This is a genomic window from Paenibacillus lacisoli (genome assembly GCF_030580655.1).
Classification (GTDB): domain Bacteria; phylum Bacillota; class Bacilli; order Paenibacillales; family Paenibacillaceae; genus Paenibacillus; species Paenibacillus lacisoli.
Genome location: NZ_JAUQTB010000004.1, coordinates 216,397 through 239,452 on the forward strand (window position 1 = coordinate 216,397; position 23,056 = coordinate 239,452).

Here is a 23,056-nt window from a genome sequence, read left to right on the forward strand (position 1 = left end):
CCCGTTATGCCCCTTGATCCTGCTATTTCACAAATGATGAAGTATATGGGCCAGCGTCCGGCCTTGAACGAGCATACTCTACGGCATATCCGCGGTCTTTCTGAAGCAGGCTCGCGCCTGCTGGGCCAGCATGCGAAGCCCGAGCCGGTCGGCCGTGTTGTCGACATCACTATCCCTGCTGCAGACGGATATAAAATTCCGGCTCGCTGCTACTATCCCGAAGCGGACATGGACGTGTACCCTGTTCTTATCTACTATCATGGCGGCGGCTTTGTACTCGGCAGCGTGCAGTCCCATGATCACATTGCCCGCCTGTTCTGTAAGCTGGCCCGCTGTGCGGTAGTATCCGTGGACTACCGCCTTGCACCAGAGCATCCGTTCCCGGCAGCGGTAGATGATGCTTATACCTCCCTGCTCCTTGTTCACCGCCAGGCATCCGAGCATCAATGGGACCCGGAGCGCATCGCCATAGGGGGCGACAGTGCCGGCGGGAACCTGGCGGCGGTCGCCTCCATCTTGGCCGCCTCTCAGCAGGGACCGGCAATCCGATATCAGCTGCTCTACTACCCGGTCACCGATATGGGCGGAGATTATCCGTCTAAGCAGTCAGCCGAGCATTCGCCGCTGTTATCGACTGACGATATGGCTTTTTTCTCCCGCTGTTATATAGGCGAGCAGGCCGATCCCGATGACCCGCGCCTGTCGCCGATCCGGTACGGGCATCTGGAACAGCTCCCGCCTGCACTCGTAATCACTGCTGAGTATGACCCGCTGCGGGATGAAGGCGAAGCGTTCGCGGAGCGGCTGAAGGAAGCGGGTGTACCTACGGAAGCTGCCCGCTATGACGGGATGATTCATGGCTTCATCACCTTTCCTCAGCTGCTGCCTCAGGGCATGCAGGCAATTGAACAAGGCGCCAATGCCCTGGTTCAGGCATTCCGGATGGACGAATAACAATATATCATTTCCAAAACAGCCCAGGTCCCTTATAAGGGACCTGGGCTGTTTGCTGTTGTCGTCCTAACAGGCTGAACCTGTTAGTTAACGACAACCTGAATTTTCGTCTTCTTACCAGCGTACGATACTGTAATCACAGCTTTCCCTTTGCCGGTAGCTTTCACGACACCGTCTTTGGCTGTTACCACCGTAATTTTGGAGGAGGCCCACAGCGCAGGCTTGGAGACATCCTTCTCGGATTCGTCCTTAAAGGTAGCGGTGGCGGTCACTTTAACCTGGTCGCCTGCCTTGAGATTCAGGATCACTTCGCTGGTCTCCAAATATTTCAGCTGATCAATATCGACTGGAATCGTGATCGTTTTGCCGCTGAATTTGGCCGTAATCCGGGCTGTTCCGTAGCTGACAGCCGTCACCTGCCCGCCCTCGACCGTAGCAATCTTATAGCTTGACGATTTCCACTCGGCCTGGTCACCGACATCCTTCACCGTACCGTCTGAATAAGTTGCCTTGATCGCAATCGTCTTCTTGTCTCCGGACTTCAGGGAGAGGGAGTTGACGCTGGCCGTCACTTTCTGCACAATATCGACTTCTACGCGGATGGTTACCTTCTGGGAGCCATAATCAGCTGTGATCGTAGCTTTACCGCTGCTGTAAGCTGTTACAACACCCTTGTTAACCTCGGCTACGTCCGGTGTATTCGATGACCATTTGGCATCTGCCGTTACGTCTTTGCCGCCAGCAGTACCATCTGGTGTAGTCAGCGTTATCGCCGCTTTATCTTTTACACTGAGGTAGAGCACTTTCGTACTTGCTTCCAGCTTGTCCACGATCCCTACCTTGACAGTTGCGGTGAGCTTCTTTCCGTTGAATTCGGTAGTGACTGTTGCATTCCCCATCGCAATCCCTGTCAGCAGGCCATCTTCTACTTCAACGACCTTATCTGAGCTGGACGTCCATTTCGCCTGGCTTGATACGTTCTCCTCACGGCCATCCTCGTACTCAGCGATCAGATTGATCTGCATCTGCTTGTCCACATCGAGCGAAATCGATTTGGCCGACAAGCTCATCTTCACAGGCACATTAACGGCTACCTTGACGGTTGCTGTCTTTCCGCCATAGGAAGCAGTAATCGTCGCCTCGCCGGTCTCATGCGCCGTGATGATTCCTTTATCCGATACAAAAGCAATATTACCATTGCTGGAAGTCCATGAAGCCTTGGCAGTCACATCCTCTTTGCTACCATCAATATACGTAGCCTGCAGCTTCAGCTCCTTGGTTCCGTCGGTCTTCAGCGCCACTTCCTCTGTTCCGAGATCCAGGTACTGGGCCACTTCAACGGATACCGGAATCTGGATCGTTTTATCTCCATATTTACCGGTAATAACGGCTGTTCCCGCGCTGTTGCCGCGCACCTTGCCTGCTGTGACGGACGCCACCGCCTCATTGCTGGAAGTCCATGTAGAGCCTGTCGTTACATCGGCTTCCGGGCGCTCCGGATATACCGCCGAAAGATTGAGCTGTTTGCTGTCATCGATATGAAGGAAAAGGCTGCTCTCGTTCACCTTGAGCCGGCTTGTTTTATCTACATCTACATTAATCGCTGCTGTTCTGGCACCATACTTGGCTGTAATTACGGCAGAACCGGAGCTGTAGCCGGTAATCACACCTTTTAGCACATCCGCTACCTTCTCATTGCTGGATGACCATTCCGCTGCTGCAGTGACATCCTTTACATCTCCATTCGGATACGTGGCTGTGAGAACAATCTGATCATCCTTCTCGTTCAGCAGCAGTGTGGTGGCCGTCTTGTTGGCTTCCAGACGCTTTAGCTGCTCTACCGTTACCGGAATGATAACCGTTTGCTTGCCGTATACGGCCTGGATGTTCGCGGATCCGGCACTCACGGCCGTCACCTTACCGTTCAGGACCGTGGCCACCTTCGTGTTATCCGAGGTCCAGACGGCTGTACCAGCCACATCCATCGTCGTATTGTCAGCATACATCGCCGTCAATCCGATCATCTCGCTGCCGCCCAAGCGCAGGTCTACACTCTGTGTGCTGTTCAGCAGAGCTTTGACCTTTTTCGTCACCGTTACCTGGACGGTCTTGGTTATTCCTTTGTACGCCGCTTCGATGGTGGCGGTCCCGCTGCTCTTCGCTGTTACGGAACCCCCGTTGACTGCTGCGACGATATCGTTCTTGCTGCTCCACTCTGCACTCAGCGTTACGTTGCCGGAAGTTCCGTCACTATATACCGCTGTTGCTGTTAAAGCCGCTGATTCACCAGCCTCCAGGGTCAATTCGCTTTTGGAGAGGACCAGATTGGATAATGCGGCTTCCGCCGCCCGGGTCACCCCTGCCGGGACAGCCAGCAGACTGACAATCAGAATCAGCGTGGTCATCGCTGCAATACTCTTCTTTAACATGATTACCTCCTGTTATTGAATTCTGTACCAGCATTTGAATACGCAAGACATATGCTGTGAACCTTCCGTTTTAATGTCGGTCCCTGAACAGGAAAATTTTAGGGCTTTGTTAAATTTGACATAGGATTGTTTGGTAAATATTAACTACATTTATGTTAATTTTTCGTATAATAAAAGTAGAAAAATTATTGCAATCAGCCGTACACCCCTGACACTGAGAACTCCGCTGCAGGGAAGGGAGGGAAGTATCCTATGAATGAAACAACTTGGTTTGATATATTTGTTAATATTTTCCTCAGTACATTTCTGGTCTTTATTCCTTTCGCCGGCATCCTGCTATATATGTATTTCTACCCGGCAGAGAGCATGATGTGGGGGAAACGCGGGATGTTCGCGAGTGAACCGGAATTATCTGATGAAGCGATCCGCCGGACCAAGAAAAGGGGCTTCATTGGATTAATCGTCACGGGCATCCTCTACGTACTGTTTATCTTCCTAGAGCTCATAAGGTGAAGTAACTTCCTTATCTACCACAGCCAAAACAAAGACCCACTCCAGCGGATCGTATCCGCCAGCGTGGGTCTTCATCATTCCTAACGTTAACGCAGCAATTCCTCCAGCGTATCCCGCCAGCGCGGCAGGACAGCTTCCGGCTCCTTGAGAGCAAAGGTTACACCGGAACGCAGCTCGGCATATTTTGCAACGTCCTCGCGGACCGCTGCAACCGCCGCTTCAAAGCGGGCGCGGGGATACATCGCCTGCTCCAGTTCCGGCAGCAGCTGCAATTCCAGCCGGATATAGTAGGCTGTTCCTTCGTGCACCAGCACGAGCAGGGCACGACCGCTGCGGATCAGGTTGCCCGTTGTTGTTGTTCCCGGCCATAAGGCAAGCCGCAGCCTGCCGTTGTCCAGGGCTACGACCTCACCCACACTCAGCATTGCATTGTGCGGCCATCCGTCTTCGGTTACCGTCTGCAGCATCATGGCATCATGCTGTTTATCCTCCAGGTGCTGTCCATTCAGCAGATGAAGAAGCGCTTCAGGCAGTTGGACTTCCATCCTTATTACACCTTCCTTCTGCCTGACTACTTCTTCACCTCACCGTATTTCCCCTGCCTGTATTCGGTCGGGGTCACTGAACATTTTTTGCGGAACACCTGGGTAAAATGGCGCACATCCTGGTAGCCGATCTGCTCGGCCACATCCGCCAGCTTCAGCTCTGAATTCAGCAGCAGCCGCTTAGCCTGCTCCATCCGCAGGGAAATGACGTACTCCTTATACCCCTGACCAGTTTTCTGTTTGAACAGCTGGCTGAAATAGACCGGTGTCAAAAACACGACGGAGGCTACCTTCTCCAGCGACAAATCATCGGCATAATGAGCACGGATATACTGCAGGGCCACCTCAATCGCCTTGTCCCCGCTGCTCTTCACACACTCATTGCCCTGTCCGGCTGCTGCCTGGCGCAGCTTCGCCACCTCTTCCGGCACCTGCCCGAAATCCTGGTGAGGACCGGAACGAATGACATGAAACGGAACCTTGATATACCGGCGGAGATGGGACAGCAGCTCCTCTTCCAATCCACCCGCCTCGTCCTCCCGGTTCAGCTTGACAAGCCCCAGCAGGCTCTGCCGGTCCAGACTAACGACAAATCCCAATCCACTGCGCTCGATAAGCTCTGACAGGACATTCTCAATGATAAAATGCTCCAAATGCGTCTTCTTGCGCTCGGCCTCCATCTGCACCATATATAGATGAAAATGCGGATAATTCTCGACGAACGGAGTCACGTCCAGCTTGCCGGTGTCCAGCCCGAGCGCATGCCGCTGGAAGACGGCCTCGCGCAGGTATCCGATGCTGCCCTGCAGCAGTTTGCCCTCCTTCATCCGCTGACGCTCAGCCCGGGCTTCGTCGGCAAGTGTCTCGACACATTCGATCAGCTTCTTTTTACCAATAGGTTTAAGCAGATAATCCTTGGCTCCCAGCTTGACAGCCTTCTGGGCATAAGCGAATTCCGAGTGGGCGGAGATCACCACCCATTTCATCTGTGGATGCTTGCGCTTGGAGATCCGCATGAATTCCAGCCCATCCATACCAGGCATTAGAATGTCCGTTAAAACGATATCAACCGGCTGTTCCTGCAGAATCGCAGCGGCCTCCTCGGTAGAGGATGCCAGGTGTATGGCGTAGGATGGATAGGCCTGCTCGATGGTCCGCTTGATTCCCTGTCGAATGACGCTCTCATCATCTGCGATCAGTATATTCATATGCAAACCTCTCCTTTGTCCAGCGGCAGCGGAATACTGACGACGATCTTCGTCCCAACATCCGGTCCGCTGTAGATATCCATTCCATAATCTTCTCCGTACATGTGGCGCAATCTCAGATTCAGGTTCTCCAAGCCGATGCCATTCCCGGTATGTCCGCCATGGCGGACACCGGCCAGAAGAGACTTTAATTCCAGCAGCCGTGCCGCACTCATGCCCACACCGTTATCTTCAACAATAATATGCAGCACGCTGCCCTCTGTCGCCGTCCGGACACGCAGCAGTCCGTTTACTTCACCCGGCAGCGGTTCCAGTCCGTGCTTCACCGCATTCTCAATCAGGGGCTGCAGCGTCATCTTCGGCAGCTGAATGTCCATCCAGCTCTCATCCACTTCCAGGCTGACTTCGAGCCGACCCTCCAGCCTTGCTTTAATAATGGTCAAATAATGGCCGGTCTGCTCCAGCTCCCCGCGGAGCGTGGCCCGGTCCCCTTCTTCCCAATGACTGCTGTAGCGGAACATATGGGAGAGGGAAAGCACAACGTCCCCGAGATGGTCCTGACCCTTCTCATCCAGCATCCAATAGATCATATCCAAAGTATTGTATAGAAAATGCGGGTTCACCTGGGATTGCAGCGCATGCAGCTCCGCATTTTTTTCACTGACCGAGGAAATTTTGACCAGTTCAATTAATTCCTCAATACGTCCAACCATGTGATTAAAGGAAACGACGAGATGGTCAATCTCCTGGAAGGAGCTGACCTGGAGGGTAGTAGTGAAGTTCCCGTTCTCGACCTCCTTCATCTCGCGGACCAGCCGTTTCAGCGGCATGGAAATGCTTCTCGACACAAACAAAGCGATTAGGGCAGAGACAACAATCAGGATCGGAACCATGATCAGCATGTAACGCTGCGTCTGGGCCAGCTCCACATTCAGATCGTGGTTCGGGGTCACACTGATGACCGACCAGTTGGCAAAAGGCAGCTTGGAAGCGATTACAATTTCGTCCCCGCGCCGTTCCACCTTCATCTGTCCGTCATCGTCCTCCAATCCTTGCAGGGACGGCGGCGGATTCGAGGTGGTGGCAGAGACAACCCGGTGATCGTGACCCATAAGAAAAACCTCACTGTTAGGCCCCAGACGCAAATTATCCAGTGCAGACAAGATAGATTTCGGATCCGTCTCGAACAGCACGATGCCTATGGGACGATGCTCATTGAGGTCATAGATCTGGCGGCCGAACGCAAAAACCGGCTTATCCTCCATCTCGTCAATGATCGAGCGTGGATAGACGCCGAGCCAGACGATTTTGCCGGCTGATCGCTTGATCTCCTGGTACCAGTCCGTCTGCGGATAATCCGGATTCACCACATTCATGAAGTTACCATAGTTATAGACCTTGCCGGTGTCCGTCAGAATATGAATCCCGGTCAGGTCCTCCCTGGAATAGTAAATGGCGCCGATCATATTCGTGATCGTACGCTCGTTGATGTAAGAGACCGCGGGTGCCTGTCCCGGCTGGGACAAGAGACGCACGAGGTCCATATTATTGCTGATGGATTTGGACAGACTGTCATAACCGTTCAGCAGCAGCTCGAACAGATTGGCTGTCTGCGAGACGTTCTTCTGGGACAGATCACTGACCTTGTTCTGGAACTGTGTCGTTGCCCGGTTGTAGAACAGCAGGCTGACACACAGCACGATCCCGGACATGCAAAACAGGAACAGCAGAAACAGGCGTTGATGAATGGTATCAAAACGACGGGATAACACGTCTTCTCCTTTCAGGCCGCCTCAGCCTGTTCCTGCTCCGCAGCAGTCTGGATCAGCCTTTCACAGCGCCGGCGACCATGCCCTTCGTAATTTTCTCCGATAAAATAAAGTAAATCACAATGACCGGCAGTGCGGCCATCACGAGGAACGCGCCAATATTGCCGTAGTTCACCGAATACTGGCTGACGAAGGTGTACACGCCGAACGGAAGAGTCTTCAGCTTCTCGGACGAAATAAACGTCGCCGCCATAATATATTCGTTCCAGATATTGATAAAGGTCAGAATACAGACCGTCATCACCGGAGGCACCGAGATCGGTACGATAATGCTGCGGAATATCCGGTAAATGCTTGCGCCGTCCATATATGCGGATTCCTCAATCTCATGGGGAATGGCCCTCATGAAACCGCTGAGGATAAAAACTGCAATCGGTGTCTGAAATGCCACATAGGGCAGGATCAGCGACAGATGGGTGTTAAGGATATGAATATTCTTGAAAATAATCATCAGCGGCAGCAGCGTAGCCTGCATCGGAATCATCATTCCGACGAGGAACAGCAGCATAACCAGGCCGCCGTAACGCCAGCGGAAGCGGGTAATCGCATATGCCGCCATAGAACTCAGCAGAATAACACATGCCATCGTAATGACAGTAACGAATACACTGTTGCCCAGATAACGTAAATAGTTGCCCGCCTCATAAGCCTCTTTGTAGTTATGCCATTGGGGGGCCCCGGGCAGAGCGAAAAAGCTCGAACCAAGGATTTCCTCATTGGTCTTCAGCGAGTAGGTGAGCAGCCAGAATAGCGGATAAATCTGCGTCAGCACCAGGATCGCCAAAATCAAATAGATAATACTCTTCTTAAGCGCTATCATTCTCTCTTGTCCCCCCTAGCTTACCTTATTTTCCAGCCGTTTGAAAACAAAATTTATGAACACCGTACATACCAGACACAGCACGACGAGCACGGTCGCCAGAGCGCTTCCGTAGCCGTATTTCAAGGATAGGAAGGACATGTTATACATATACGTAGCAACCGTATCCGTGGCATGCGCCGGACCGCCGGCGGTCATGACCCAGATGAGGTCAAACGACTGCAGGGAACCGATAAAGGCAAGGACAATTGAAATTTTGAACACAGGTACGATCAGTGGAAATGTAATATGACGGTCAGCCTTGAAGCCTTCCGCTCCGTCGATCTTGGCTGCCTCGTACAGCTCGTCCGGAATATTCTGCACACCGGTAAACTGGATCAGCAGATGATAGCCGAAGTACTGCCATAAGGATACAAAATACAGCGAATACATAGCGATGGAAGGATCGGTCAGCCAGTTACGCCCCCAATCGCCGAGTCCTACCCATTCCAGAATACCGTTCAGCATACCGCCCATGGAAGCCGGGTTATAGATGGTCTTCCACAGCTGTCCAATGATAACCACCGACAGGATGACCGGCAGAAAATAGAGCGTCACCAGCGTGTTGGACTTCTTCACGTAACGGTTAAGCAGAATGGCCAGATACAGACAGACTGGAATCTCCAGCATAGAGAACACCGCGAACATCAGCGTGCGGCGGACGGACGGCCAGAACACCGGATCATTCGTAAGAATATTGCGGAAATTGTCCAGTCCTACAAATTTCGACTCCGTTATACCATCCCAGCTCAGCAGACCAGTATAGATGGAAACCAGAATCGGAACAAACACCATACATACATACAGCAGCACGCAGGGCAGTACAAATGCCGCTATCGTGCGGGCCGGTACTTTGAGCACATTCACCGGTAATCACTCCCCCTAAAAAGTAAGGCCGTTTGGATGCAGCGAAACCGGAGGAAAGGAGCTAAGCTCCCTCCCCCTGTCTCTGCCGTACTATGTTTACTTGTTGGAATCAAATGCTGCCTGATGCTCCTGTGCTACCTGCGCAGGATCCACCTGCTGCACGAACAGATTCTGGATGCTGCTCAAATGCGCCTGAGCCACAGCCGGGTTCATTGTGTTATCAAAGGCAAGATCGCCGCCTTTAATGTTCTTGAACAGGTCCAGCAGTCCGATGGCCAGATCGGAGTAACCTGCAGCCTTGAAATCACCATCGATTTTCTGTCCGCTGCCGACTGCATTCTTCAGCTCAAACTGCTTCTTCGGCATTTCAGATGTGAAAAAGTGAAGGAAATCCTTTGTTTCCTGAAGATGTTCGCTGTTGGCAGACACTGCAAAGGCACTGCCTGGTGCAATCACATAATCGTTCGGGTCCCCTTTGCCATTCACGGTCGGGAACTGGAACGCTCCAACCTTGCCGGCTACGGACGAGGAGTCAATAGAACCGGTCTCCCAAGTACCCATGATATACATGGCCGCTTTACCTGTTTTGAAAATATTGCCGCCTGCATTATAGTCAATGGATGTAGCTCCATCCGGGAATGCGCCTGCTTTGACCAGCTCCTGGAAGGCTGCGACAGCTTCCGTAAAGGCCGGGTCGTTAAACGTTTTTTTGCCGTCCAGTACATCCTGCAGGAAGCCAGGTCCGCCATTCGTACGCAGCAGAATGTTCATGAACAGGAAGGAACCCGTCCAGGAATCTTTCTCCCCGATCGCGATTGGCGTGATGCCTTTGGCCTTCAGTGCTTTGACTGCAGCCAGCAGCTCGTCAAATGTCTTCGGCAGCTCCTTGATGCCTGCCTGATCGAACAGCTCCTTGTTATAGAACACAACTTCAATATTGCTGCCATCCGGAACGGCATAAACCTTATTGTCAAAGCTGTAGTAATCGAGCAGTCCGCTCAGATACGTATCTCTGAGACCGTCCTTATCCAGCATGTCATCCAGCGGTGCCAGCAGCTTGGCATCGACGAACGGTTTCATCTGCGCAGCCGGGTTCACGATCGTAATATCCGGTACCTCTTTGGATGCCGCCTGGGTCTTCAGCTTCAGCTTCTGCTGGTCGGTGTTGAGGGAATCAAGCTCAATATGGACATTCGGATGATCTTTCTGATATTGATCCACCAGTTCGTTGATCATTTTATAAGAAGGTGTCGTCGGATCCGGGTTAATATTCTGGAAGGTAATTGTCACATCCTTGGCCTTGCTGCCTCCGCTGCCGTCGGCCGCTTTGTTACTGCCTGTGTCATTGCTGTTCTCCTGACCGCCGCATGCGGCCAGACTCAGTACCATCAGGCTGGAAATCACACCTGTAGCAAACGCTTTCATCCTCTTTTTACTCATGCCCCTTTTCTCCTCCTCAGTGGAATATAAGTCCATTATGTGCCAAGCGGACTATACGAACAATGTGTGAAATTATGAAGTGAGGTTTGGTTTTTTAAGGTTCGTGTCCTGCACCAAATCTTAAAAAAGGCTTCGGGCGAGATGTGCCTAAGCTGAACCTATTCATAATAAAAAGCTATTCATTACACCGTGATGTCACCGTTGAATAATCATGCACTTGAACTTATCATTATTACCAACAAACATCCGGCCTTGCTGACTGTTATGACTGAGCTTTATCAGCACGCACCAGCCAACGTCGCCACAAAGGAGCTGACTGATCTCATGCAATTCGATTCACTGTACCAGCCCTACCCTTCCTACCGTGTTCCGGTTTATGCCCGCCAGGGCATGGTCGCCACCTCCCAGCCGCTCGCCGCGCAGGCCGGTCTCGATATTCTGAAGAAGGGCGGCAACGCGATCGACGCGGCCATCGCCACAGCTGCCGCCTTGACCGTGCTGGAGCCAACGTCGAATGGAATCGGCGGCGATGCCTTCGCCCTCGTCTGGACCGAGGGCAAGCTGCACGGACTCAATTCGAGCGGCCCGGCGCCGCAGTCGATCTCCATCGAGGCCGTGAAGGCGCTCGGCCACGAGGAGATGCCCAAGTTCGGTCCCGTTCCGGTGACCGTACCTGGCGCTCCGGCTGCCTGGGCCGAGCTGTCCCGCCGTTTCGGCAGGCTGTCCCTGGCCGAAACACTGGCTCCCGCGATCCGTTACGCGGAGGAAGGCTACCCGCTCGCGCCGGTGCTGGCTGGCTTCTGGGAGCGCGGTGCCCGAGTATTCGGGCAGGTGCTGAAGGGCTCCCTGCTGGATGCCTGGCGCGAGACATTCACGCCGGACGGCTTCGAGCCGAAGGCCGGCGCCGTCTGGCGTTCGCCCGGCCACGCGGCAACACTGCGGGCCATCGGGGAGAGCGACGCCCGCGACTTCTACGAGGGCGAGCTGGCGCAGCGTATTCACGACTGCATCGCGGAACACGGCGGCTTCCTGACGAAGGAAGACCTGGCCGCCTTCCAGCCGGAATGGGTCGACCCGATCTCCGTGAACTACCGGGGATATGACGTATGGGAGATCCCGCCGAACGGGCAGGGTCTGGTCGCCCTTCTGGCATTAAATGTACTGAAAGGGTTCGAATTCCCCGAGAAGGAATCCGTAACCGCGTACCACCGCCAGCTGGAGGCGATCAAGCTGGCCTTCGCGGACGGGCAGCAGTACATTACCGACTCCCGGGATATGAAGGTGCCTTTCGAGGAGCTGCTGTCTGAGGCTTATGCAGCGCAGCGGCGGGCGCTGATCGGGGAGCAGGCGGCGGTGCCGGAGGCCGGCAGGCCTAATGGCAGTGGAACCGTCTATCTCGCTGCAGCCGATGCGGAAGGCAACATGGTCTCCTTCATTCAGAGTAACTACATGGGTTTTGGCTCCGGTGTCGTGGTACCGGGTACCGGAATCGGTCTGCAGAACCGCGGCCATAATTTCTCGCTGGACCCGGACCATGACAATTGCCTGGCCCCGGGCAAGCGTACTTACCATACGATTATTCCGGGCTTTCTGACAAAGAACGGCGCGCCGGTTGGCCCGTTCGGGGTGATGGGCGGCTTCATGCAGCCGCAGGGACATGTACAGGTCGTGATGAATACGATCGACCATGGCCTGAATCCCCAGGCGGCACTCGATTCACCGCGCTGGCAGTGGACCCGGGACAAGACGATCTGGGTCGAGCCCCATTTCCCGGTGCACATCGCTCAGGCGCTTGCCCGGCTTGGCCACGATATCCGCATCGCGACGGATTCCGGCATCTTCGGCCGCGGCCAGGCCATCTGGCGTGATCCGGCCACCGGCGTGCTGTGCGGAGGCACGGAGACGCGGACGGACGGAAGCATCGCGGCCTGGTAACCTTTTCTCCCTCCATATGCGCATGCGCTCATACCCTTTATTCATACAAGCCTGTCTGCTGCCGGTCTCGGCGGTAGCAGGCTTTTACTTTTCATCGTTTTTTTATTCTTGCCCTCTTGCATAATGATCTGATAATGATTATCATTATTGTAGAACATCTGATCTACAAAACTTTATTTTGGATTCATATCGATTGTTCATTCAATTGCTGAAATACCGACCGTTGATGCATAGATCCTTATTTTACCCGCAAAGGAGAGTACCCGCCTGATGAACGCATCTCTGCAAAAGACTTCCCTTCATGTTGATGACTATCTGGATTTGCTGAACCTTGCGGTTCAAATCGGTGATACGAAATGGCAGAAAGATATCACCCGCAAGCTCGAGTATCTGCTGGCCCGTACAGCCAAGGCAGGACGTTAAGTTTTACTCGCCTGTTTCTTGCGAATTAATACGCCTCCTTCATAAGAAGGAGATGCTTCATACATGAGAACAAGCCGGTCCCTTCGGGGCCGGCTTGTTTGTTCCGTTCATCTTGTTGGCGCTCTCCACTCGGATTCGCAATCCGTTCTATATATAGGAAGGTGAGGGGGATCGTTGCTTCGTTTGTTCTCAATAGGGGTTCCTAGAGACGGCAGATCTCCTGCGGACACCGTCCGTACGTAGGGCAGCCGCACATGCTGCGCAGCTCCTCCATATCGCGGATGACCAGCTTGCCGTCCAGAACGTCCATCGTTCCCTGTTCTTTGAGCGAGCTGAGCATCCGGTTCACGCTCTCGCGGGTGGCACCCACCATTTCCGCCAATACGGTATGGTTCAGCTTCATGTTGATCATGATGCCGCCAGGCACCTTGACGCCGCAGCTGTTGCTGGCACGGATTAACGTCGAGGCCAATGCACCGGTCTTGCCGTACAGCAGCAGATCACGGAAGCGGGACTGCTGAATGCGCTGATTTGTACCCATCCATTTCATGAACTGCACAGCCAGGTCGCCATGCTGCACCAGCAGCTGCTCCAGATCTTTTACCCGGATCACGCCCAGCTCACCGGCCTCTACAATTTCTGCCGTATAAGTGTATTCTTCGCCGCCCAGACCGCTGAATTCACCGATAATATCCCCGTTCTGCTGGATGGACAGGATCAGCTCCTTGCCGTCTTCCGTCGATTTGCGGAGCTGAACCCGCCCGGAACGGATATAGTACAGCTGTCCGGCCTGCTCGCCTTCCATAAATAAGGTCATGCCGGCTTTCGCTTTCTTCGGCTGCATGATCTGTCCCAGCAAATCTGCCTGCCCCGCTGTCAAATATTTTTCAATCCCGCCTCTGCCTACAGCAGCCACCATTACATCCGTCCGCTCCATCATCGTCATTCCCATTTTCCTCGTCCCCCTCGGTTCCTGATGTATTCATCATAACCTGAACCCGGCTGTTTCCATATCGGGATAACTCCTGAAATTAAACTTCGCAATCCCCTGATTTAGGTGTGACTTTCCTCACTACAAAACCCTGAGTTCTATGGTAACTTGCCACTACACGGCATTATCAGTGCAGGTGGGAGGAACAGTTAGGGGTTTTCCCCGACTTACTTTTTGTACAAAAGAGCCTACAATGATTAACGGGCAACGCAATAAACGACAACTGATCTATTAACAGCATATTCAGAAACTGGAGATCCGCCGTACGGCCGGATCCTCCTTTAATAAAGGAAGTGAACAGGATGCCAGAATTGCCGGCTGAAATCCAAAGGGAAATCGACCTCGTATGCACAGACAGCCGCAGCGACATCGCCGGTGTCGCGCTCGCCGCTCTTCCTGAAGGCAAGGTAGGCTGGTTGTACGTGTCCGGCAGCCGCAATGGGCGGTACCGGCGTATTATTGTAAAGCCCGGGCGGGGAATTGCCGGGTTGACCCTGCGCTCGGGACGTCCGGTCAAGCTGGACGATGCCGAACCTGATCTGGCCAAGCTGCGCCAGAACAGTCCGCTGATGCTCGCAGAGCAGCTGCATGCAGCAATGGCTGTGCCGCTGCGTTCGGCAGATGGCCAGGCGGTGGGAGTTCTTATGGTAGGCCGCCGTTCGCCGCATGTTTATACACCGGAAGATTTGAAATCTGCCGAGTCAGCTGCCGCCAAGCTGCGCAGCCTGCTGCTCGCGGAACCTTCGGTATAGTACACGATTGTGCACAGAAGCAGGGAGCCTCTTATTGAAGGGGCCCCTGTTTTTCTGTATGCTTATGGTAATTAGAGGATACTACAGAGACGGAGGAGCTAACGTGGTTCGAATTTTAGTAGTAGATGATCATATCGTGGTTCGTTCCGGTCTGATCGCTCTGCTCGACGGCAAGCACGAGATCACAGTCATTGGGGATGCGGCTGACGGCGATGAGGCCATTGCCAAGGCCCAGGAATTGAAACCGGATGTGGTTCTGATGGATTTCAGCATGCCTCCCGGAAAGGATGGGCTGACGGCAACCACCGAGCTGAAGAAGCTGATGCCGGATGTCGCCATTCTCATTCTGACCATGCACGATGATGAAGAGTATCTGTTCCGGGCCATTCAGGCCGGGGCATCCGGTTATATTCTGAAGAGCGCCCCCCATCAGGAGCTGATCAGCGCCATTCAGTCTGTCGCAGAAGGAAGCGCTTATCTTCATCCCACAGCAACTAAGCGGCTGATGAGCGAGTACCTTGACAAGGTGAAGCAGGAAGGTGCATCAGGGCCTTATGAGCTGTTGTCCGAACGGGAAAAGGAAATCTTGGGCTGGGTTGCCAAAGGCTACTCCAACAAGGAAATTGCCGAGCATTTGATTATTAGCGTCAAGACCGTCGAGACGCACAAAAGTAACCTGATGGAGAAGCTGCAGCTGAAGACACGACCGGAGCTTGTCAAATATGCGATGAAGAAGGGACTGTTGAACTTTGAATAAAGACAGCCATCATCCGCCTTCGGATGAAATGATCGGCATGCAGGTGGGCAAGCTTCTGAGTGAGCTGGACCAGCATATTCCAGACCCCGACTTCCGGGAAGAGCTGGGCACCTCGCTCCATCAGCTGTCTGACCTGAAGTTTGCACTCGATGAATCCTCGATTGTTGCCCTGACCGACCGCAAAGGTATCATCCGCTATGTCAACGATAAATTCTGCGAGATCTCCCAATTTTCGCGTGACGAGCTGATCGGCAGGGATCACCGGCTGATTAACTCGGGGTATCATGACAAGGAGTTTATGCAGAATCTGTGGGCTACCATCTCATCCGGGAAGGTATGGCGGGGAGAGATCAAGAACCAGGCGAAGGATGGCAGCTACTACTGGGTCAATACGACGATCGTACCGATCCTCGACAAGCAGGGCAGCGGCAGACCTTATCAGTATTTGGCAGTCCGTAATGAGGTCACCAAGCTGAAGCAGGTAGAGGCCGAGCTGCAGTCCATGATGAACCAGATGATGCGCATTCAGGAGGAAGAACGGAAACGGTTCTCCCGAGAGCTCCATGATGGAGTCGGCCAGAGCCTGTTCTCCCTCGTCATCCAGATTGACCGCCAGCTGGCGGAGCATGCGGATGAGCATCTGGCACAGCTGCGCCAGCAGGTCACTGATATTATTGAAGAGGTGCGCGGGCTGGCATGGGAGCTTCGTCCGTCCGTACTGGACGACCTTGGAGTGGTACCGGCCATTCGTACTTATATTGATAACTATTCCCGTCATTATGGAATCGATGTGGCATTCAACTGTACACTCCGCCGGCGTATTGACCTTCAGCAGGAGATTGCCATCTACCGGATTGTGCAAGAGGCTCTTACGAATATCGCCAAGTACGCTGATGTAGCCGAAGCGGCAGTGTCCCTGCTGGATGAAGGCGCACTGGTTGTGACCAGGATCGAAGATCAGGGTGCAGGTTTTACGCCTGAGACAGCCGGTGATGGTGTGGGCATGTTCAGCATGGAAGAGCGGGCCCGTGGTGCGGGCGGCCGTATTCAGGTCATGTCCCAGCCGGGTCAGGGTACTGTAGTAAGCCTGGTGCTTCCTGTTGTGCCGAAGGAATGATTGTATTATTATTCATGACAAGAGACGCAGCATTATAGAAAAGGCATTCCGTCCGTGCTCTTCACGGTGTACGGAATGCCTTTATTTCTGCCGGCGTTACGCCTGTCCTATATGCTTTTGCGGTGCAGATTGCAGCACTTCCACTCCGTAAGGCTCAAGCTCCAAAGTAGATGAGGCCTGGCCACGGCCCAGCAGCCGTTCATAAGGATGATCAAGCTTCACCGTCTTCACTTCACGGCTTAAATTTAGGACAAAGGTATATACAGCCTCTCCTCTTTGGCGGGTGGAGATCTGTACACCTTCCGGCAGCTGGCTTATCACCGGAATGTGAAGGCTGCGAGCTAATTCGGCCAACAGCCTATGCCAGTATGCCTCTTCGGGGAAGGTAGCCAGATAATACGCCTGGCCTTCTCCCCATGCATTGACGCTTACCGCAGGCGTGCCTTCGTAAAAATCGCCGGAATACCAAGCGACGGCACGCGCCGTAGTGAGTTTCAGCAGGTCATTCCAGAGCGAGCAGTGATACAGCGTACCGTCTTCATCATGGAAGGTATGGCGGTCAAGAGCAATCGGATCATATTCTGTCACCTGCACACCCAAGCATTCACTCAGCGGACCCGGCAGCGGCCGCATAATACATTGGTTATTCCCCTCCTTGACCCCGGTTCGGGGTGTGGCAATGAGAAGTCCCCCTTGTTGGACATAACCGGCAATAGCATCTGCCGTGCCAGGTTCAAGCACAAACATGGAGGGCACGACAACGAGATCGTAACGCTCCAGATGGGAAACGTCTGTGATCACATCTATGCCGATACCGAGCTTCACGAAGCTGCGGTGAATGACTTTCAACTCTTCGTAGTAATCAAAGCCCTCTACCTGAGGCTGCAGCTGCAGTGCCGTATGACTGGCAAAATCGTATAAAATGGCAGCACGATTAACCAGAACAGTGTCTGACAGCTGTTCGGACAATGCACGAACCTCACCGGCGAAGGTGCGGAATTCCTCGAAGCGCCGCCCAGGTACATTGCTATGATCAATTAAGCCATGCCAGAACTGCTCTGCTCCGGCTATCGCACTGCGCCAGCGGAAAAATACTACACCATCCGCTCCCCTTGAGATGCTCTGCCAAGCATACGCACGGATGAAGCCAGGATAAGGGCTGCGCCAGATCGGCATCCAGCTGCCCGGCGGCCCGCCGAACTGCTCCATGACCCAGAAATTGCGATTTTTGAAACCGCGGGTCCGGTCAAGGAGCAGTGCACCGCTGTAAGGGTTGGTTGCGGTCTTGTCCGGACTGGACGCCGGGTAGTAATCAAATGATGCAAAATCAAGCGGTTCATACAGCTTCTCGTGCTCCAGCGGCAGCGGTGCGCTCCACGTATTATGGGTGATGAACTGCTCCGGATTATGCTGACGAATTGCATCGACCTGGATCTGCTGGTAACGGACGACCGATTCGCTCTGGAAACGCCGGTAATCCAGCAGGAACGAAGGATTAAAATGCTGCTCGCTCGTCTCATACAATGTAATCTGACTCCAGTCCGTATACGCTCCGCTCCACACAGCCGTCCCCCATTCCCGGTTGACTACCTCCAGCGTCTCATACCGTTCCTGCAGCCACTGATGAAACCCATGTATACAGTGCTTGCAGCGGCACATATGCAAGGAGAACTCGTTGTCCGTCTGCCAGCCGATCACGGCCGGGTGGTCCTTGTAATGTTCAGCCAGCTTCTCTGCAATCAGGCGTGTATATTTACGCATGGATGGACTGTTATAACAGCGATGTCCCCGCACGCCCGGGTGGGACGATGGCTGACCAGGCAGATCCGGAAGGACGTCTGGATAATGCTGCGTGAGCCATAATGGTGGCGTCATAGTCGGAATACCGAGCACAACGGCAATCTCGTACCTTCCAAACAGGTCAATCGCTTCATCCAGCCAAGCCAAGTCATACCTTCCCTCCTGAGGCTCAAGCCGGCTCCAGGCGAATTCCGCCATTCTGACGACATGGACTCCCGCCTCCTTCATCAGCACTGCATCCTGCTCCCATAACGAACGATCCCATTGTTCAGGGTAATAATCCACGCCAACCCATATCATCATTTACAACTCCCTTTTATGTAATTTCCAGCTCTTAACGCTGATGAAATGAATATCAATCGACCGAAAACGTTTTATGAATACGCTTTAAATCTATCATCATCCTTGAATAAATACAATGAGCTGTGACCTGGTCTGTTTCAGCTGCTATTCCGGAGGACCGTTGCATGGTTGCATGGCCCCCCCTGCTGTTTAATGCTAGTCAAAAAAGGACTCGAGCCGCCTTACCATGGAATACCCGCCTGCATGGCATAATTGCGCTTCAGCATGCCGGATGTCCGGATCATTCCATGCCGCTCATAATATCCCTGCAGCTCGGGGTCACACAGCAGGTCAATCATGTAGTAATCCTTCAACCTTTCGAGCATCCTGCGAACAAGTGAATCTCCGATTCCCTGAGCCTTGTAGTCAGGCACTACTTCAAGCAGAGGAATATAGGCTGTCAGCACCCCATCCGCTAATGCATTGATATAGCCGACAATAAGCCCCTTGTTCTCATCTACTGCCAGTACAATATGCGAGGAATTCCCGAGAATACGTATTAGTGTGGTTACTGAAGGCGGATTGGGCCAACCGTCAAAAAAACCTTCCGCAAAGGACGATTCCTTCAGCCCTTCTATCGATTCTATATAAGTAATGCTCATCATGATCAACCTCTCTTTGTTTATATCTGCTAATGGACGGTTGGTTCCTCCGTGAATTTCAGCTCATTCGCTCCGATCCCATACTTGAACTCCTTGGTCATTCTCGGCCCCTCTCCGCTCATGGGCTCACATTCCCGAATGACCGATACGGTAAACGGGGGGGCCTCCCCCAGAATGTGATACACCCGCTTAAAAGTACTCAGAGGCGGACCGCACTCGGAGACCTGTTCGAGGGCAACCAGTCCAGCGTTCTGCTTGGCTGTCGCCCCGTTGTCCGGACCCGCATCCTCAACCGGGAACGAGAACAAGCTCCCCTCTGCAGAACGGCAGCCCTGCAGGGCATAATGCTTCTTCCCATCGCCTCGGATGGCGGGCGGAATGTTTAACGACGCGCACACAGTCTGGGTTCGTTTTTTGTTATCCCTCCCTGCAAAAGCGTCCATCGTATTGTCGTACGTGTAATAGATCCGGTCCTGATCAAAGCGCAGCTCATTCAGGATCGGATCCCCTTCATCAGTATAGTAGACAATACGGACCTGTGCAGGCTGACCCTCTTCATAGCGTTGCACAAATGCATCCCACTGGTCACGGTTCTTATCGCCGTTTGGCATGACCACCACATCTTTATTCTGAACAGCCTGCTCCATCGTGTACGGCAGCTTGACCGCTGGGAATGGGACCCACCCGGACGCCATCCCGGCCTCTTCCGGCACAGCCGGTTCCTGCGGACCGGCAGCATCCGTTGAGCATCCCGTCAGTACAAAAAGGACTGCAACCACCAGCAGAAACCGGGACACACTTCTATTCATCACAGCAATCACCTCAAGTCTCTGACGTTCATGGAAGAAGCTTAGTTCCACATCCTACCCTATATTTTTGTGAGCATGAAAAAAGGCCCAGCTAAAGACCGTGAACCGGTGATTGGCTGGACGCCGACTCTATTCTATGATGCTGCATCTGTACTAGCTACAGTTCACCCATCTCTTCTTCCGGCCAATGCAGCTGCACTCCGTGCGCCATCAGCAGTTCCTGATAACGGGAGAGGTGCTCCGTAGAAGCATGAATTTCGCGCGGGGAGACCGCTTGCTCTACAGCGTAGGCAGCCAGAAATCCAGCAGATTCCCCGATGTTCCATTCTGTGGGATGCAAACGGTAACAGCCATTGGCGATCTGGGTCATGCCGATGTTTTTGCAGGCGGGCAGCAGGTTAATCAGCCTGACCGGAATCAGCGATCCCAGTGGGATTTCGTAGGGATAGTTGGGGATGTAAAAGGTCCGCTGGGAACCCGTCGTCGGGTGCAGATCAAGATGATAGCTGCCTACTCCTACGCTGTCTGTATATCGCCGGATCCCCAGGCTTCCGCGCAGCTCCTTGCTGACATCATGCTCGGTGACCGTGTACAGTGCCCGAATGCGGCGGGATTCCCGAATGTAAGCCGTCTTGGCCAGTCCGTCCCTGGTACCCAGCACATCTCCACGGAGACGGACACCCGGATAACCAGTGCCTCCGTCAAGTCTCGGAGCGTCGTGCTGCAGCCAATAGATAAGACAGAGGGTTAGCTCACGGGCTCTTTCGCGATGATAAGCAGCTTCCTCCGGACTGACACCGATGACCGGTCCGCGGTAATAATCATTCTGCGCCCAGTTCAGCAATGTCACTTCCCCTTCATTCAGCGGAACGGCCCAAATGGAAGGGTCTACAATTCGACGGTAATCCCAGAGTGAAACGATCCCCTGATCATTCGGGAACATGGTAAACTGCTTCAGTTTAGTCGTATCGGCTGCATCAGACGCGTACCAGCTCAGGATGGGGAACCGGGAGAACGCCGGAATGTAATCCATCCACTCCTCATAAGCACCAGGCTTCGGAATGCGGAAATCGCCTCCCTCCACATAATCTACGGCCGCCACATGCGTAATGGACTGCATATCCAGCGGATCACGAACCGGCAGGGCGTGCGGCTCACCTGTCTCTTCTGCCGATTCCGCCCCGCTGACATACTCCGCACCGGCCAGCGGAAGCAGGTCACCGCACTCGGTGGCATCCAGGTAATAATCCCCCTGCAGCCGGATGAGCGGCTCTCGAAGAGCACCCTCGCCGTATTTGTTCCCGGAATGCTGCGGCTGCGGGCTGCCCTGATGCTGTCTTCCGACAGTTACCGATACAATCTTATCTCCATGAACCTGCACATCCACAGGCACCGTGTGATACAGAATCGTAATACGCCGGGAATTCACGTAAGGCGCCAGCATATCCTCAAGCACCTGAAGAGCCACCTTCGGCTCGTGCGCCAAGCGGCTGACCCAACCATTACCCGGATTCAACAGGGGATTGCTGCGGGCTTCCTCCGTAAGCGGGTAGTTATCCAGGTAATACTGACGCACCCTGTCACGAAACTCACGAAAACTGGCCGTACAGCCGAACTTCTCAATCCAGCGGTGCTCATCTGGCGGCACAGCCTGGGCCGTAAGCTGTCCACCGATCCAGTCCGTCTCTTCCGTCATAATGACCTTCATGCCTGCCTTGGCAGCTGCCAGTGCGGCTGACGTGCCGCCCAGACCGCCGCCGATGATAATGATATCGGCTTGCCATGTGTCCAATACTGCCTCCCCCATTTCTGTCCAAGTCGTATGTCTGATCGATCTGAAGCCTCTTCCATCTACAGCAGGTCCTGTCATGCCACAGCCCCATTAATCAGCGGCTGCCGCTCCTGCTTCGCTGCCGTACTGCTTTTCGTCTGCCAATACCGGAACGGTCTGCTGCCGCTCCAGGGCCAGCCATGCCGCTCCAAGACTTCCTGCACCGTTACCAAGCTGAGCCGGTCTCACCGGCTGAGCAACCCGGGCGCGGGCCAGCGCCTGCTCCAGCGCCCTCCACCACAGAGGTGCCGAATCTGCTACACCGCCCCCGAGAATAACCACTTCCGGGTTCAGACTCACCTCAATATTACCGATCAGCAGCGCCAGTGCGTCGGCATACTGACCGAGCACGGCCGCGGCCGCAGGTTCTCCCCGGGATGCGGCCTCAAACAGTGCCCGTCCCTCTGCAGGCGCACCGGCTTCCCGGGCCAGGCGGCTCAGCGCCGTCCCGGACACGTACTGCTCAGCGCAGCCGCGTCTGCCGCAGTTGCAACGGGTCCCGCCGGGCACCAGCACGCAGTGCCCCCATTCCCCGCCGCTCCAGCGCGCACCGCGCAAAAGACGGCCCTGCATCAGATTGGCTCCGCCGACACCTGTGCCGAGTGTCAGCATGACCACATCCTGCAGGCCACGGCCCGCCCCGCTCCAGGCTTCGCCCAGAAGCGCTGCGTTGGCGTCATTATCGACCGCCGCCGGAAGACCCCAGCGCTGCTCGATCCAGTCTCGCAGCTGCAGCCCCTGCCAGCCGGGCAGGTTATCGGTCGCGTAGACGACCTCGCCGCTCTCGCTGTTGATCCGGCCGGCAGATGCCGCACCGATCGCAGCCGCACACGGCGCCTGCTCCAGCAGACCGGCGAGCAGCTGCCCCAGCTGCTCCAGAATCGCCTCGCGTCCGCGGGCTGCTTCTGCAGGACGCCGGGTCTGCAGCAAAATACGCCCCGTCTCGTCGGCGACGATCCCCTTGATGGAGGTACCGCCGAGGTCAATGCCGATGACTTGCACGTGTTTATTCATCTCCAGGCCTCCTTGTCTTTCCTGCGGCGATGACATTCT

General features: G+C 54.2%; 20 protein-coding genes. 7 read left to right on the plus strand and 13 right to left on the minus strand.

Annotated features, from left to right (window positions below; genetic code table 11):
• The first annotated feature begins 6 nt into the window (after positions 1-6).
• Positions 7-954, plus strand: coding sequence for an alpha/beta hydrolase (locus Q5741_RS10390; RefSeq protein WP_305024018.1), 948 nt, complete (start codon positions 7-9; stop codon positions 952-954).
• Positions 955-1,037: 83 nt separating this feature from the next.
• On the opposite strand, the gene Q5741_RS10395 is transcribed toward Q5741_RS10390, so the two are convergent.
• On the minus strand, positions 1,038-3,383 hold the full coding sequence (locus Q5741_RS10395; RefSeq protein ID WP_305024019.1) for an Ig-like domain-containing protein: 2,346 nt from the start codon (positions 3,381-3,383) through the stop codon (positions 1,038-1,040).
• 252 nt (positions 3,384-3,635) lie between these two features.
• Here Q5741_RS10395 and Q5741_RS10400 point away from each other — a divergent pair, with 252 nt between their 5' ends.
• A complete protein-coding gene (locus Q5741_RS10400; protein WP_305024020.1) occupies positions 3,636-3,896 on the plus strand; it encodes a hypothetical protein in 261 nt (86 codons plus the stop codon).
• An 86-nt stretch (positions 3,897-3,982) separates the two neighbouring features.
• On the opposite strand, the gene Q5741_RS10405 is transcribed toward Q5741_RS10400, so the two are convergent.
• The 6 genes from Q5741_RS10405 to Q5741_RS10430 all read right to left on the minus strand — a co-directional run bounded on the left by Q5741_RS10405 (position 3,983) and on the right by Q5741_RS10430 (position 10,644).
• Complete coding sequence (locus tag Q5741_RS10405) at positions 3,983-4,441, minus strand: pyridoxamine 5'-phosphate oxidase family protein (RefSeq protein WP_305024021.1); 459 nt, start codon at positions 4,439-4,441, stop codon at positions 3,983-3,985.
• 26 nt (positions 4,442-4,467) lie between these two features.
• Positions 4,468-5,649, minus strand: coding sequence for a response regulator transcription factor (locus Q5741_RS10410; RefSeq protein WP_305024022.1), 1,182 nt, complete (start codon positions 5,647-5,649; stop codon positions 4,468-4,470).
• Positions 5,646-7,361 (minus strand): sensor histidine kinase, encoded by a 1,716-nt coding sequence (locus Q5741_RS10415; RefSeq protein ID WP_305024068.1) that lies wholly within the window; start codon positions 7,359-7,361, stop codon positions 5,646-5,648. The genes Q5741_RS10410 and Q5741_RS10415 overlap by 4 nt, the downstream gene beginning before the upstream one ends.
• 112 nt (positions 7,362-7,473) lie before the next feature.
• Positions 7,474-8,298 carry a carbohydrate ABC transporter permease gene (locus tag Q5741_RS10420; RefSeq protein ID WP_305024023.1) on the minus strand — a complete coding sequence of 275 codons (825 nt, stop codon included), beginning with the start codon at positions 8,296-8,298 and terminating at the stop codon, positions 7,474-7,476.
• Positions 8,299-8,313: 15 nt separating this feature from the next.
• Positions 8,314-9,204, minus strand: a complete 891-nt coding sequence (locus Q5741_RS10425; protein WP_305024024.1) for a carbohydrate ABC transporter permease — start codon at positions 9,202-9,204, stop codon at positions 8,314-8,316.
• A gap of 96 nt (positions 9,205-9,300) precedes the next feature.
• Positions 9,301-10,644, minus strand: a complete 1,344-nt coding sequence (locus Q5741_RS10430) for an extracellular solute-binding protein (RefSeq protein WP_305024025.1) — start codon at positions 10,642-10,644, stop codon at positions 9,301-9,303.
• 324 nt (positions 10,645-10,968) lie between these two features.
• On the opposite strand from Q5741_RS10430, the gene Q5741_RS10435 reads away from it, so the two are divergent.
• A complete protein-coding gene (locus Q5741_RS10435) occupies positions 10,969-12,579 on the plus strand; it encodes a gamma-glutamyltransferase family protein (RefSeq protein ID WP_305024069.1) in 1,611 nt (536 codons plus the stop codon).
• 270 nt (positions 12,580-12,849) lie between these two features.
• Entirely contained in the window at positions 12,850-13,002 is a 153-nt protein-coding gene (locus Q5741_RS10440) for a hypothetical protein (protein ID WP_305024026.1), read from the plus strand.
• Positions 13,003-13,204: 202 nt separating this feature from the next.
• On the opposite strand, the gene Q5741_RS10445 is transcribed toward Q5741_RS10440, so the two are convergent.
• Positions 13,205-13,954 (minus strand): Crp/Fnr family transcriptional regulator, encoded by a 750-nt coding sequence (locus tag Q5741_RS10445; RefSeq protein ID WP_305024027.1) that lies wholly within the window; start codon positions 13,952-13,954, stop codon positions 13,205-13,207.
• 341 nt (positions 13,955-14,295) lie between these two features.
• Between Q5741_RS10445 and Q5741_RS10450 the strand changes: the two genes are divergently transcribed.
• The 3 genes from Q5741_RS10450 to Q5741_RS10460 all read left to right on the plus strand — a co-directional run bounded on the left by Q5741_RS10450 (position 14,296) and on the right by Q5741_RS10460 (position 16,619).
• Positions 14,296-14,745: a GAF domain-containing protein gene (locus Q5741_RS10450; RefSeq protein ID WP_305024028.1), complete on the plus strand. Its 450-nt coding sequence runs from the start codon at positions 14,296-14,298 to the stop codon at positions 14,743-14,745.
• Positions 14,746-14,848: 103 nt separating this feature from the next.
• Positions 14,849-15,502 (plus strand): response regulator, encoded by a 654-nt coding sequence (locus Q5741_RS10455; protein ID WP_305024070.1) that lies wholly within the window; start codon positions 14,849-14,851, stop codon positions 15,500-15,502.
• Entirely contained in the window at positions 15,495-16,619 is a 1,125-nt protein-coding gene (locus Q5741_RS10460) for a PAS domain-containing sensor histidine kinase (protein WP_407074342.1), read from the plus strand. The genes Q5741_RS10455 and Q5741_RS10460 overlap by 8 nt, the downstream gene beginning before the upstream one ends.
• A 96-nt stretch (positions 16,620-16,715) precedes the next feature.
• On the opposite strand, the gene Q5741_RS10465 is transcribed toward Q5741_RS10460, so the two are convergent.
• From Q5741_RS10465 to Q5741_RS10485, 5 genes are all read right to left on the minus strand, one after another.
• Positions 16,716-18,719, minus strand: coding sequence for a beta-galactosidase (locus Q5741_RS10465; protein ID WP_305024029.1), 2,004 nt, complete (start codon positions 18,717-18,719; stop codon positions 16,716-16,718).
• A gap of 224 nt (positions 18,720-18,943) precedes the next feature.
• Positions 18,944-19,363, minus strand: coding sequence for a GNAT family N-acetyltransferase (locus tag Q5741_RS10470; protein WP_305024030.1), 420 nt, complete (start codon positions 19,361-19,363; stop codon positions 18,944-18,946).
• A 29-nt stretch (positions 19,364-19,392) separates the two neighbouring features.
• Positions 19,393-20,172 carry a DUF4362 domain-containing protein gene (locus Q5741_RS10475; RefSeq protein ID WP_305024031.1) on the minus strand — a complete coding sequence of 260 codons (780 nt, stop codon included), beginning with the start codon at positions 20,170-20,172 and terminating at the stop codon, positions 19,393-19,395.
• A 157-nt stretch (positions 20,173-20,329) separates the two neighbouring features.
• Entirely contained in the window at positions 20,330-21,979 is a 1,650-nt protein-coding gene (locus tag Q5741_RS10480) for an FAD-dependent oxidoreductase (RefSeq protein WP_305024072.1), read from the minus strand.
• A gap of 75 nt (positions 21,980-22,054) precedes the next feature.
• Complete coding sequence (locus tag Q5741_RS10485; protein ID WP_305024032.1) at positions 22,055-23,017, minus strand: ROK family protein; 963 nt, start codon at positions 23,015-23,017, stop codon at positions 22,055-22,057.
• Between the last annotated feature and the right edge of the window lie 39 nt (positions 23,018-23,056).